The organism is Thermostichus sp. OS-CIW-32 (assembly GCF_054060415.1).
The window spans coordinates 101778-115403 of sequence record NZ_JBSSDD010000008.1 but is presented as its reverse complement, the minus strand read 5'-3'; the positions used below and the strand labels follow the sequence as shown (position 1 = coordinate 115403).

The following is a 13626-nucleotide window of genomic DNA, read 5'->3' as shown; positions in this document are numbered from 1 at the left end:
GTTCACCGAAGGGCAAACCTCATAAGCCCCTGCTGCCCGCGGCTCCACCAGCACCTCCAGCTCCGCCTCCGGGAAGCGCTGCCGCAAACTGGCCAGGGCGGGGAAAAACAAAATCTGGTCACCAATCCCGCCCGGCACCAAAGCCAGAATCCGAGGTGCCAAAGGGGCTTTAGCTGCTGGAGAAACCGCCTGCATAAAGCATCCTGTAGAAAGCTGTATCCAGCCTAGGGGATCCCCGCTTACTCTATCTCAGATTGGGTGGATAGATTCAGGGCCAGCTCGACCCGCGGAAGACAGACCCCAGAACCCTTCTGGGCCAGAGCGTTGTCTACCCAGGCTCTCATCCGCGATGATGGGCTGTGGCCGCCACCTTCTCCAAAGGCAGCACCATGACGGAGGAGCCGATTCCGCTGTTGGATTTGACGGGGCAGTACCGCGCTTTGGCCGCGGTGTTGCAGCCGCAGGTGGAGGCTCTGCTGGCCTCTGGCCAGTACATCGGCGGGGCGGCGGTGCAGCGCTTTGAGGAGCAGTTTGCCCAGTTTTTGGGGGGTGGCCCCCTGGAGGCCGTCGGCTGCAATTCCGGTACCGATGCCCTGGTGTTGGCTTTGCAGGCTTTGGGCATCCAGGCGGGGGATGAGGTGCTCACCAGCGCCTTCAGTTTTTTTGCCTCGGCTGCCGCCATCAGCCGGGTGGGGGCGCGTCCGGTGTTTGTGGATGTGGATCCGTGCACCTTTAACCTGGATCCGCAGCTGCTGGAAAGGAGCATCTCCTGCCGCACCAAGGCGGTGGTGGTGGTGCATTTGTTTGGGCAGGCGGCCAACATGACCCAGATTCTGGCTATTGCCCGGCGGCACGGCTTGGCGGTGGTGGAAGATTGTGCCCAGGCGGTGGGGGCCTGCTGGGGGGGCAGGCCGGTGGGCACTTGGGGGGAGGTGGGCTGCTTCAGCTTTTTTCCCAGCAAGAATCTGGGGGCGGCTGGGGATGGGGGGGCGGTGGTGACGCGGGATGGGCAACTGGCCAAGCGGGTGCGGGCTCTCAGGGAGCATGGGCAGACCCGTCCGTACCACCACGAGTATCTGGGTCTCAACAGTCGTTTGGATGCGCTGCAGGCGGTGATTCTCTCGGTGAAGTTGCCTTATCTGCGGGAGTGGAACTGGCGGCGGCAGGGGATTGCGGAGTGTTACCACCGCTTGCTGCAAGGGATCCCGGGCTTGATGTTGCCCCAGGTGGGGGTGGGGGGGAACTCGGTGTGGCACCAGTACACGGTGCGGGTGGTGGGTTCTGAGGCGACGGATGGGCGGCGGCGGGACTATTTGCAGCAGGGTCTGAAGGAGCGGGGCATTGGCAGTCGGGTTTACTATCCTCTGCCGTTGCCGCTGCAGCCGGTGTACCGGCGGCTGGGCTACAGGCGGGGGGATCTGCCCAATGCCGAGCTATGTGCGGCTCAGGTGTTGTCTTTGCCGTGTTTTCCTGAGTTGACCACCTGTCAACAAAAACGGGTGGCTGCGGCCATTGCTGAAATCCTCTCAGAAAAAACCTGCCCGTAGCACTGGTTATGGTGATTTCAAATTACACTGAAGCAGCTTGTAGATTCCAGACCTCTTTCTCCTTTGGAGAGGGGCCGGGGATGAAGGAGTGATGAGGGGACTGCGGTGTTGTGGAAACTAAGCCGAAAACTAGTTCCATTACTGCTTCAACGGACGGGAAGCCTGGGGATCTTCTCCTCAGAGCAGAAATCAGGGCGCCAGGTTCGTTTTCTGCGCCGCTTCCGCCTTACCCGTATTGGGGGGCGGTTTGTCGGGATCGCCCTGTTGGTCAGTATTGCTGCTTTCAACACCGGCAACAATCCCCTGTACTTGTTGCTGGGGATGCTGCTCAGCCTTATTCTCATCAGTGGTACCCTCTCTGATCTCACCCTCAAAGATCTGGAGGTCAGCCGGCAGTTGCCTAGCCGCATTTTCGCCGGCCAGCCTGTCTTGGTGGGTCTCACGCTGGTCAATCGCAAACGGCGCCTGCCCAGCTTCTCGTTGCAGGTGAGCGAACGCATTGAGGGGCTGAGGCGGGAAGATTGGCCTTCCAGCTATGTTTTGCGGGTGGATCCCGATGCCAAGGTGGACACTTTTTACCAGCATACTTTTTCAAGGCGGGGAGCCTGGCAGTTGCAGGGTTTTGAAGTTGCCACCAGCTTCCCATTTGAACTCTTCCGCAAGGCGGTGGCAATTAGGGATCCCCAAACGGTGATCGTGTTTCCGCGGCTCGCCCCGGTTCAAGGATTGGCGCTGTGGGATCAGCTCAGCAGCGGCAACCAATTGCGCCCCCAGCCTGGTCGAGAGGGAGACTACCTGAGCTTACGGCCCTACCGACCCCACGACGATGTGCGTTCTGTCCACTGGAAGATCTCGGCCAAACGGGATCAACTGATCGTGCGGGAGTTGGAGCGTCCACGAGCCCAGGCCATCACCCTCTGTTTTGAAAACCGCTGGCAGCCCCAGAAAGAGAGGCCCGAGATCCATCGAGACAAGTTGGAGCGAGCTGTAGAGCGCTGTGCCGGGATCCTCTTCTACTTGATGCGAGAAGGTTACCCGGTAGCACTTGTTACGTTACAAGAGCGGACTCCTTTTGGGTCAGACCTGGCCCATCAAGATCACCTGCTGACCGTGTTGGCACGACTTACTTTTGTCGGGGATCCCCAGCTCAGCCCTCCACTGGAAAGAGAACCTGATCCCTCTGTCGAGTTTGACCTCACCCCTCAAGATCGCTGTGTGCTGCTGGCCCATCCTGGCCAGGATGGAAAATCTGCCCCGGCCCATCTCATCCACACGGGATCGCTGTTGCAATTTATCCCAATTGAGTGAGCTTCAGGCCCATTTTGATAGCAGGATCCATCTGAGATTGTTTGGAAAGCTTGGGCGCAGATCCTTGCAAAGCTTTAGGTTAAACTGCTGAAGAAGTGGTGGTTCACTGCTCCAACTTTTGTCGCAATTCTGGAATGGCCCGCCGCATTTGTCGATAGCCCTCCTGAATAATCGGATCTGCTTGATGAAAATCGAAGATCCCATACTGGCTCAGCTTGGGTTGTAAGAGCAAATCCGGCGGATGTTCGGCTAAAACACTGCGGGTAACGATTTGCTCCATCACGTTCAACGTCTTGCCAATAACGTCGAAAATATTGGGACCAGAGGGCTCATCTGGAAACCATTGGCTAATTTTTTCTTGGATCCCTTGTTGTAGGGATTGATAGCGTTTGCGAATGCGGGTGATGAAGTTGGTTTCTTCTTCGATCACTTCTCCTTCAGCATTCAAGCGCTGTCGCCGTTGAAGGGTTTCTTCCACCTCTGTTTCTTCCAGTTGCGACTCCACATCCGCGGGATCCACATGGTTGAGATTGACCGCAACAACAACATCGGCCCCCATCTCTCGCACCACCCGCACTGGCACCGGGTTGACAATGCCCCCATCTCCGAGATAGCGCCCTTCGTGGTGAAAGGGAGTGAAAATTCCTGGGATAGAGATGCTGGCCCGCACGGCATCTGCCATTTTGCCCGAACGCAACAGCACCTCCTGGCCTGTGATCAAGTCGGTAGCCACACAACAAAAGGGGATCCCGGCCTCTTCAATACACAGCTCTTGCAAATGTTCTGTCAGCAGCTCATAAATTTTGTTGCCATCCAAAAGGCCACAGGTGGGAAAGACCACATCAAACAAAGACAGGATCATCTTCCAGTTGAGATCTCGCACAAAGTCTTCCAGCTCATCCAGTTCTCCCGCTGCATAAATGGCTCCCACAAAAGCGCCAATGCTCGTCCCAGCAATGTAGTCAACGGAGATCCCAGCCCGCTCTAGAGCTCGAATCACACCAATATGAGCCCATCCCCTGGCTCCGCCGCTGCCCAGTGCTAATCCCAGTTTTTTGCCCATGATTGCTCCCTCAAAAAGAGACCCAAAAGACCTCAAGAATCCTAAACCTTGCTCCCTCTAACAATTAGGTACCTGCCCTTTCCCGCAGATCGGAAGGCAGATAACTGCGTTCCCCTAAGATTTCCAGAAGGGGGCCATAGCGGTCGAACTTGACCACGCTGACCGAGGCGGCCAAAACCTCAATGCGATCCCGGTAGCGACCCAGGTCAATGCCCAGCAGGCTGCAGAGAATGACCCGAATGGTGGCTTTGTGGGAGACGATCAAGACGTTGCCATGGGTCCATTTTTCCTGGATCTCAGCCACAACCGGCATAGCCCGATTGGCAATTTGCACAGCGGTTTCCCCCCCTGGGGGCGCGTTCCAGGCCGGCTCGGTCATCCAGCGCCAATAGGCTTCTGGGTAGGCTTCTTGCGCCTCAGCGTGGGTTTTGCCCTCCCACTCGCCGTAGTGAATTTCTCTTAGGCCCTCTCGAATCTGCATCTGCAAGCCAACTTTCTCGGCCAGGGGGCTTAGGGTAGCCAAGGCGCGCCGCATTGGGCTGACGTAGAGAGCTTGCCAAGGGATCCCAGCATAGGCTGCGGCAAAGGCTTCTGCCATTTGTTTGCCTTCGGGGGTGAGGTCGGGATCCAGAGCGCCGCAAAAGCCGCCGGAACGGCTGTAGGGGGTTTCGCCGTGTCTGAGGAGGTAAAGTTTCAGGCTCATGGGAGATGTGCGGATGGGTGGTGAACTTCGCCACTCTAGCTCTCCTTATCCCCCTTCGGGGCGGTGGTTGGTGGTGGGGATGTAGATGCGGCTGCCCGCCCACTGCAATTTTTCCCGCAGAGTGCGAAAGTAGGAGAGATCTTTTTCCAGGATCATCAGCTTGGCCGGTGTAGGCGCTTGCTGAATGTGAACCCACTGGCCGGGATTCACCGACTGAGCCAACACGCCATCTGTCCACAGGCGGGTCAACCCTTCGGGATCGGCAAGAGGCCAAATGTCCACCCTGGCTGTGCCGCTGATGACAATAGGACGGCTAGACAAACTCAGGGGACAAATAGGGGTGATGATGATGGCGTCGAGGGTGGGCTCGAGGATGGGGCCATTGGCTGCCAGAGTGTAAGAGGTGGATCCCGTCGGTGTGGCCACCAGCACGCCATCCCCGTGGTACTGATCCAAAATCTCTCCGTTGACCTCGATCTCCATGATCGCGGCAGGCAGCCGTTCTCGGTTGATCGGCTTCAGGCAGATCTCATTGAGGGCATAGTAGACTTCGCTGGCCGAACAGCCTTGCGACTTTCCCTCTCCACGGGCGGCCAAGGGATCCCCTTGCCCCAACTGCGGCTGTTCCCAAATCTGGGCTTGCAACATCATGCGGGCTTGCAAGAAAAAATCCCCTGCCTGAATGCGATCCCAGGGATCCTGTTGCAGCACCCGCTCCGACTGGGCCAAAAACCCCAGCCTACCCCCCACTTTGATTGGCAAAATCGGGATCCCATAGGAGGCTAGGTATCGTGCCGCCGCCAACACCGAGCCATCTCCGCCCAGCACCACTGCCAGATCGATGGGATCCGAGGTGGCCTCCAAAAAGACTGGGTAGGGGTTGTGGTGCAAGCCGGTGGGAGCCGTTAACACCGTAACACCGCGCCGGCGCAACTGCTCCGCACACCTCTGGCAGGCGGCTTTGCTCTCCCGATCCCCCTCTTTGTAGGCAATCACCACCAAGCCCAAGTCCATGGTCAACCTCATCAAGGGATCCCTGTCGATTGTCCCCTTCTTCAGGCTGGGGATTGCTCAGGATAATCCAGACTCTCCCCCCCAAAGTTAACCAGAAAATGTTCTCTTGGACGGTGAAACCGATCACCGCAGCTCTCCCTTGAGCGTCACTGCCCCCGCCAGAGCTTTCTTCTACAACTTTTAAGTAACAGTTAAGTAAATCTGAGAAGTCACCTTGAAGAATCAACCGAAAACCCCGCCATTTCCAACAGATGGCCCCAATCCGGATCCCTGAGTTCAGCCACCGGCGTAGGCTGGTGCAGACCTCAGCAATTCGGTTTATGGTATGGACATTCCCCCTGCAATTCCTCTTCTCCAAGCTGCAAACCCATGACCGCAGATCTCACCAACCGCATTTTGGGCAACCGCTACCAGCTGATTCAAGAAATTGGTAGCGGTGGTATGGGATCCGTCTTCCGCGCCTTAGACTTACGCAACAACGGCCAAGAGGTAGCCGTCAAGATCCTCTATGCCCCCATGCTGCTGAGCCGGGGCGACTTCCAGACAGACTTGCGCCGTCGCTTTGCCGAAGAGATCCGCGTTAGCACCCTTCTGGGGCAGCATCCTCGCATCGTCAAGGTTTTGGATCACGGCCAAGAGGGGGAGCAGGCCTACTTGGTGATGGAGTACCTCAAGGGGCAGGATCTGGGCAAGCTGATCCGAGAAAAAGGGGCTTTGCCGGTTCGACAAGCCGTTCGACTAGCCTTGCAGGCCTGTGAGGGGCTGCACTTTGCCCACACGTTTCAGGCCAAGGTAGAGGGTCGCGAGATTCGAGGCGTTATCCATCGCGACATCAAACCCAGCAACCTCTTCATCGAGCAAGTTTTTCAAAATGGCAAGCTTATCCCCCAACTGAAAATCCTCGACTTTGGCGTGGCCAAAACCCTGGCGGATCACACCCTCAGCCTGGGCACCCAAAAAGGGGGAGGATTTATCGGCACAGCTCGCTACGCCTCTCCCGAACAGATACGGGGCAAAGCCTTGGATGCCCGCTCGGATATCTACTCCTTTGGGGTAGTGCTCTACGAGATGCTGACGGGATCCATGCCCTTTCAGCTGGAAACCGACTCCCTGCACAGCTGGATCCACGCCCATTGCTACGAAAGCCCAATCGAGATCAACCCGAAGGCAGCCCCCCAGCCGATCCCCCCCCCTTTAGCAGCCGTGGTGATGGATTGCCTGAAAAAAAACCCAGACGAACGACCGCAAACGATGCGGGAGCTGGGGGAACGACTGCTGCAAGCCTATGACCTGACGGCAACCACCCAACTCTCTAGTGGCCAAGCCAGCACTGTGATCCTGCCCACCGGCAGTGCCAAGCCTCAACAGGATGCTCCACCCTCTTCTGACCCCAAGCCACCAATCCAAACCACCCGCAATACAGGATCAGCTTCTGGAGCCTTTGAAGATATCCGCGATGAGGATCTGGATCTCATCGAAGATGAGCCGGTCTCTCCCCCCTCCCCAGGTGCAGGGATCCCCTATTACATCACCGAGCGGGAACCCTCCTCAGCAGAAGCTCCGCCGGAAACACCGGATCCCTCCCCTCAAAGTGAGGATGAAACTCCCAAAACGCCCTCCACAGTGATCCCAGCCAGCAACGCTCTCCCGACCGTTCAGGATCCCCCCGTCGCTCGCCCTGCCACGCCGGCACGAACCGATACTCCCCGCACTCGCCCTCTGCGGCAAGCTGCCCCCCAAACGGTTCTGCAACCTTCCGACAGCAACCTGAAGTGGGTTTTGGCCGGGGGATCCCTAGGCGTTATGGCTTTGCTGGCCGCCTTTTTGCTGTGGCCACGTCCAGCGGTTCGCGATACCCAGGAACAGCCGGATCGCACCCCAACTCCCGAACCCAAGGTAGAGCCCATACGCATAGAGCCTATACCCGTAAAACCAATCCTAGGGATCCCAACTCCCGGTTCTACGCCTACCCCTACGCCCGAAGCAACCCCCACGCCTACCCCTGAGGTAACTCCAACGCCGACGCCCACCCCGACTCCAGCGCCAACACCCACTCCGACACCGACGCTTACCCCGACTCCAGCACCAACACCCACTCCGAGACCGACACCCACCCCGACTCCAGCGCCAACACCCACTCCGAGACCGACGCCCACCCCGACTCCAGCGCCAACACCCACTCCGACACCGACGCTTACCCCTATCCCTCGATTCACCCCGCTTGTCCCTCGTACTCCTACCCCCACCCCGCCTCCACCTCCTACTCCCACCGCCACACCTGCCCCGGCAACGCCAACGCCTGCGGCAGAGCTGGCCCTCAGCGGCGAGTGGCTTTACGAGGGAGGATCTTTTATCTGGCAGGGATCCCTGTGCAAGGTCAATGTTGCGGCTGGCGTCCAGGAAACCGTCTCCATTCGTCAGGAGGGCAACCAGATCAGCGTTTCCTCCCCCAGCTTTTCTGAGCGCAGTGGCCAGCTCATCGGCAACCAACTTTCTGTTAGCGGCAGAATAGGGGGTAGCGGTACCCCAACCGTTGCTTGGAGTGGCACGGTCAGCCCTGACGGGCGCGTGATTCGCGGCAGAGCCACCTGTGGCAGCGCTGACTTTGCCATCAAGCTCACCCGCCAGAGCTAGAGGCCGACACCCCCCCCTCGGTCTCCGCCACCGCCGTTTTCTCTATCCTCCGGTTTCTGTTGCCGTTGAGGCAGTGGAGGAGGAGCAGCAAAGCTTTCGCTCACAACTTCGATGGTGTAAGGGCCTCGCCCAGGGCTACCCGGCCCAGCCGTTGGAGAGGCATTTTGCGCCCAGTAGCTTTCCACCAGGAGCAAGTAGCAGCGGTCTTGCCGTACTGGGATGGTCAGCTCAGAGGTGGTGAAATCACCAGGCTTTGCGTCATCGTTGATGAAGAAGAATTCCGGATCAGTCTCCCTGTTGACATCAAGACCAAAGATGACCAGCACAGGGTCGAAGACTGGACTAGTTAGGCGGATAGTAACTCCTGTAACATTGGCTGCAGAAGGAAAGTAAAGGAATCCATCGACATAAAAGGTAAACGTGCCAGGGGGAGGTGGAACTTCCCGGGCATTTCGAAAATTGCCCTCCTCATCAAAATAAAACTCCAAAAGGCTATTCGGCCCCAAGGTTCCACTGCGCCTATCCCCCTGTCGGCGGAGGCCAATCGAAGCGAAAAAGTCTGGGCTGAAGGCTTGTTCGCAGACGTTCACCAGAGGCGGTATTGTACTCCCTCCACTTCCTCCACAGCCTGCCAAAACCGCAGCCGAGGCCAAAAGGCCCAAGAACAGCCTCTGCAGGGATCCCTGCGGAGCTCTAGAAGCATTCGATGCTAGCCCTGGCATAAGCACTCCTCCGGACACCGGATGTCAATGTTCCTCTAGATTACGATGCTCTGAGCAATTCTCAGCAAAATGCAGATCACTGACAGGATTTTCCCACGTTTAGGCTTGCACCGGCCTGGGGGAGCTGTTCCGCTGTTGACCTCGAGAAGGGAGCTTCAAGGGCGTAGTGGGGCCGTTGAGCCAATTTTGTCCTCAGGAAGGGATCCAGAGCAAAACCCTTTTTCGCGGTGGGCTAATCACGACCAGCGTCGGGCTTCTTGGTGAGGGTGAGAAAGAAATGAGCTAGGGCTGCCACACATTCTCGATCTTCGAAGAGTAGGTGGCATCGCTGCCGAACCTCCTCAGCCATGTGGTAGCGAAACTCAGGATCGGATCCCAGTTTTACGGCCAAATCCTCGTAGCTTTTCAGATCCGAGGCAATTAAACTGTCCAGCTCCATTCTTTTGAGAATGGCATAGGTATGCCGCCCCCGCATCAGCTTTCCAGGGCAAGTGATCACAGGCAATCCGACCGCAACGGCCTCTAAGGTGGTGATCCCACCTGACCAGCCATAGGAGTCTAACATAAGATCGGCACAGCGGTTGAGATCCAAGTAGTCTTGATAATCCAATCCGGGCAGGATCAGGCAGTGGTCTTCTACATTGAGGCCATACAAAGAAAAAGCCTGGGTGAGCCGTTCCCGAAATTGTCGGGCAATAGCAGCATTGGGTAGAGCCAAAAAAACAAATTGAGCGTTGGGCACTCGCTGAGCAATAGCGGCAAAAAGATAGTCGTATTGGGGCAGATATTTACCCAAGTATTGACAAGCTAGGTAAACCACTGCGTTTCTGCGCAGGCCGAAATCCTCTCGATAGCGCTTTTGCTGAGGCAAAACCGGCTTTTCGAAGCAAGTGCCCAAATGAGGTAGCCGGATCAAGGTTTCACTGTAGTGTTCCTGAGCATTCTCCGGCTCCATTAAATCGCTGGAGAGGAAATAGTCAATCGTAGAAAGCCCAGAAGTTACAGGATGAGCCCAAGTGGAGCACTGTATCGGTGCCAGTCGCAGGGAAGCCAGTTGCAGAATAAGAGGTGAAAGACCAATCTCCAAATACACCAAAATATCTAGCTGATCCTGCAGGATTTGTCGGGCTGCATCCTCAAGTCCGGTGGGAATGTGTCGAAACACATCGGCATATTGACGATACCGGTCTGTCATGAAATCGGTTCTGGGATCCAAGTGATAAGCGAAAACTTGAAACTTCCGCTCCGAGTTAGCCTGTCCATCAATCCAATTGGCATTTAGGTACTTAACCCAACCCAGAGATAAGCGGCTGTAAGAGCAAGCTCGCATGGAAGCTGAGGCAAACCCAACTCGGATGGGATCCTCTGGCTGGGATTGGTGAGGAAGATATCTCCACTGGGAATAGCAAGCGTTGACTATACGTTGAACAAACTGGGCATATTTTTTCTGTAAATCCAGGTCGTTGTAGCCTTGGTACTGTAGGTAGTGATTGGTTCCCAGTCCTGATGCCCACAGCGCTGTGCGACGTTGCTCCTCTGTTTCTAGGGGAGTTTCCTCAATAAGACGATCCAGGTGCTCGATAAAGCGAGCACGAAAGGAGTTGAGCTCTTCCTCACTCTGATAGACTGCCGGCAAGTAGAGATGATAAAACCAACGAGCCTGTTCTAACTGGGGATCCAAAGCCAATGCTTTCTCCAGGTGATCCAAGGCAACAGCGTGTTCTCCTTGATCTCGGTAGGCGATAGCCAGATTCAGATGCACCTCTTCCAAAGGGATCCCTGCTGCTCGATCCGAGTTTACCAACAGGGAATTGAGCAGGGGGATCGCCTCTTCGCAGCGACGTAAGTTAACGAGGATCTTGCCAGCTTGAAAGGCGGAAAGAGTGGCATCGGGATTGAGGTTTAAGCTCTGCTGGTAGCAGGATAAGGCTTTCTCCCATTGGCCCGAAGACTCGTAGACCACGCCTAAGTTGTGATGATAAAGAGCTACGCAAGGATTTAACTCAATAGCCTCGGCAATTAGCGCAGCTGCCCATTCCAAATCCCCCTTGGTCTGGGCCACCGTTCCCAGCAGGTGCAAAGCGTCGGCTTGCTCAGGAAACTCCGCCAAGATCTCGGAGTAAATGGCTTCTGCTTGTCGCAAATCTCCTGCTTGCTGAGCTCGGATCCCGGCCAGAAGTTTGTTTGTAAGTATCCAGTCTGACATCTACTACAAGATGGCTAGAAATTCTCCTGACTTGTCTGCCCAGTATAGTTTTTTCCAGTTATAGTCAGTTCAGTTGGGGATAAGATGACTTTACAGGCAAGATAACATGCAGGTGGACCTAAAGAGGAAGCTTAGATCTGAGAGAGAGTCGTATTTGTTCCGCTCCGTGGCTCATTTTTTTACTTTGTTCAGCTACTTTACCTAAACGTAAGCTCTGCTCAGGTAACAGAGACAGCCGTAGTTACCTTGAGAAATCTCCCCCTGCCAGAGGAGATGAGAGGGATCCAACATCTGGTCAATCTGCTTGCGGTCTTGCTCAGAAGTAAACTCCACGTAAATCACCTTGATGTCTTTGAGCTGCTCTTGCAAGCTGGTCAACACCTCCACCTCATCTCCACCTGTAGCCACCCTGAGCACATCGATGGGCTCCAAACCCAACTCCTTGAGGGCTGCCCTGGCTTCCCGGAAAGGGAGCAGCTGCTCCACTCCCCACTCGGCCTGAGGATCTTCCGGCCAGAGGCGACGGGTTCTGCAGCTATCCTGCCCCGCCAGTCCCACCGGATGCACAAAGCAGTTCTCCAAAGTCAAAGCATTCTGCTGCAGTAGGTGCAAGGCCAAAGGGTTCGTCTCGAAACAATGAATGGCCGCCTCAGGGTGAAGAGTTCTGAAACAAGCGCTGGCCACACCTACCCCGGCCCTCACATCCACGACAACCTTGACATCAGGAAGAATGGAAGCCGCAGGCTGATAGATGCGGCTCAGGCTGGCTACTGTCCCTTCATACTCAAGGCCTTCGTACCCCCGCAACCAAGCTGACGGAGCAGAGCTGCCCTTTTGGATTAAGTCAATGAGAAAAGTTTCTGTTATGTTCCCCGCATTGGCAAAGAGGAGCTGGGTATCTTCTCCCGGAATGAAAGCAAAGCTGGCCCTCAAAGGCCGCCCCAGCCGCTGCAAGTCTCCCACCGTGCACACCACCGCATCAAAGCTGGGCCAACTGCTCGGCTCCCCCCTCACCTCATGAACTCGCTCGGGCACTCCCTTCTGCTGCAGCAGACCACAGGGATCCCCAAACCCCTCTTCCACGTACAGCTCCAGCCGCGGCAAGTCCAGCAAGTCCGCGGCTATCACCCCAGGACAGCCTCGGCCAACAAATACCCTCAGTCGCTCCTGCACGCGATGCAGCTCTTGAATGGGCTCGTAGATTCCTAGTCGTGTGTCTATCCAGGCAGAGCTGGCCGTGCTGACAAAGTAGCGCACATCAGAGCGGGGCGAGTAACGAAAGGGCTCCGGCAGCTCTCCCCCAAACACCCAGTCCAGCAGGTTCTGAATGCGGTGGCGGGGATGCCAATGTTGGTCGAAAGTGTGATAAGCGCGGCGGGCAATTTGAATGGCCTCCTGGGGATGGTCTAGGTAGTAGCGGATTTTCTCCAGGAGTTGGGCTTCGGAGTTGTAGGTGTCGCAGTAGGTGCCGGGCGCCAAAAGTTCGTCCAATCCTGAGGCGAAGGAGAGCTGGTCAGTAAGCAGAAAGCCCCCCGCGGAAATCACTTCCAAGTTCCTTAAGTTCAGATCCCCATTTTGGCTGCAGTTAAAGGAAATCAGAGAATGGGCAAACCATTTGGCTGCCTCTTGGCGGTTGGCTGTTTTGATGAGGATGGGCAAATCTGCATTCTTTATGGCTTGAACCAGCCGGCAACGCCTGGGATGGCGGGATCCCTGTTGGCCGATAAAGACCACTTGATTTTCTCTATCTTCCACCCAATCGTGGGTAACAGTGCGCATGGAGATAAGAGGCAACCAGGCAAGATTCTCAGCGCCTGCTGCGGCAAACCAGTGCAAATGCTGGAAGTTATAGGCAGTAGCGACGTAATCAAAGCCTTCAGTAGCCCAGTAGGCCAAGAGATGGTTGATGGGAAACTCCCAGTGGTGGGTGTCTCCAGCTAGCAAGAGTGTGGGTCATTTAAACTTCCTTGTATTTAGGGGATTACTCTGGTCAAAGCTGGAAGTCCAAACAATAACTAGGTCAAACTCCTTATTTGTAATTTGCTCAGACTGCTGCACAAAGTCATAGAGGTCATAGTCTCCCTCTGGGCACTCCACCAATTCCTTAGAGAGATTGACAAAGTTTAGTCCAAAGCCCTTGGCTCTCCTCTTGGGGCAAAGACTGACCTGCCGATCTGAAAGCTGCGGGGGCGGGATATAGTCTGGCGGAGTTGGCTAATTGAGGAGAATTCGCGGAGCATTGGCCTTGATGTCTTGCATTTCTCGACTCCCCAAGTTGAGCGACAGGTTCTTCTAGCTCCTACAGGCTACTAGGATTGGACACAACAACAAGGGATCTCTGTTGCCCTGGAAAACGATAAGCCGAGCATAGGTTATAAGCAACCCCATGGATCCCTGTCTGCAAGAGCCGAATCCAGTTTATCTGCCTG

The 13626-nt window shown here is 56.0% G+C and carries 10 protein-coding genes; 3 read left to right on the top strand and 7 right to left on the bottom strand.

From position 1 onward, the window contains the following. Positions 1 to 195: glycosyltransferase family 9 protein (locus ACVWY8_RS10325; protein ID WP_457394447.1), on the bottom strand; the 195-nt coding region annotated here is incomplete at its 3' end. Between the two features lie 194 nt (positions 196 to 389). Here ACVWY8_RS10325 and ACVWY8_RS10320 point away from each other — a divergent pair. Together ACVWY8_RS10320 and ACVWY8_RS10315 are read left to right on the top strand one after the other, a co-directional pair. Then, positions 390 to 1547, top strand: a complete 1158-nt coding sequence (locus ACVWY8_RS10320; RefSeq protein WP_457394596.1) for a DegT/DnrJ/EryC1/StrS family aminotransferase — start codon at positions 390 to 392, stop codon at positions 1545 to 1547. Between the two features lie 264 nt (positions 1548 to 1811). Then, complete coding sequence (locus ACVWY8_RS10315) at positions 1812 to 2855, top strand: DUF58 domain-containing protein (protein ID WP_457394449.1); 1044 nt, start codon at positions 1812 to 1814, stop codon at positions 2853 to 2855. Between the two features lie 103 nt (positions 2856 to 2958). Here ACVWY8_RS10315 and ACVWY8_RS10310 read toward each other — a convergent pair whose 3' ends face one another. The 3 genes from ACVWY8_RS10310 to ACVWY8_RS10300 form a co-directional block, all read right to left on the bottom strand. Next, on the bottom strand, positions 2959 to 3918 hold the full coding sequence (locus ACVWY8_RS10310) for a patatin-like phospholipase family protein (protein ID WP_414424644.1): 960 nt from the start codon (positions 3916 to 3918) through the stop codon (positions 2959 to 2961). Between the two features lie 64 nt (positions 3919 to 3982). Then, positions 3983 to 4621 carry a histidine phosphatase family protein gene (locus tag ACVWY8_RS10305; protein ID WP_457394452.1) on the bottom strand — a complete coding sequence of 213 codons (639 nt, stop codon included), beginning with the start codon at positions 4619 to 4621 and terminating at the stop codon, positions 3983 to 3985. 45 nt (positions 4622 to 4666) lie between these two features. Continuing rightward, positions 4667 to 5635: an NAD(+) kinase gene (locus ACVWY8_RS10300; RefSeq protein ID WP_457394598.1), complete on the bottom strand. Its 969-nt coding sequence runs from the start codon at positions 5633 to 5635 to the stop codon at positions 4667 to 4669. 369 nt (positions 5636 to 6004) lie between these two features. Between ACVWY8_RS10300 and ACVWY8_RS10295 the strand changes: the two genes are divergently transcribed. Next, complete coding sequence (locus ACVWY8_RS10295) at positions 6005 to 8269, top strand: serine/threonine protein kinase (RefSeq protein ID WP_457394455.1); 2265 nt, start codon at positions 6005 to 6007, stop codon at positions 8267 to 8269. Here the strand turns inward: ACVWY8_RS10295 and ACVWY8_RS10290 are convergent. The 3 genes from ACVWY8_RS10290 to ACVWY8_RS10280 form a co-directional block, all read right to left on the bottom strand. Next, positions 8266 to 8991 (bottom strand): hypothetical protein, encoded by a 726-nt coding sequence (locus ACVWY8_RS10290; RefSeq protein ID WP_457394458.1) that lies wholly within the window; start codon positions 8989 to 8991, stop codon positions 8266 to 8268. The genes ACVWY8_RS10295 and ACVWY8_RS10290 overlap by 4 nt on opposite strands. A 232-nt stretch (positions 8992 to 9223) precedes the next feature. After that, a complete protein-coding gene (locus ACVWY8_RS10285) occupies positions 9224 to 11197 on the bottom strand; it encodes an O-linked N-acetylglucosamine transferase, SPINDLY family protein (protein ID WP_457394461.1) in 1974 nt (657 codons plus the stop codon). A 201-nt stretch (positions 11198 to 11398) separates the two neighbouring features. Continuing rightward, a complete protein-coding gene (locus tag ACVWY8_RS10280) occupies positions 11399 to 13141 on the bottom strand; it encodes a glycosyltransferase family protein (protein WP_457394464.1) in 1743 nt (580 codons plus the stop codon). Positions 13142 to 13626 lie beyond the last annotated feature (485 nt).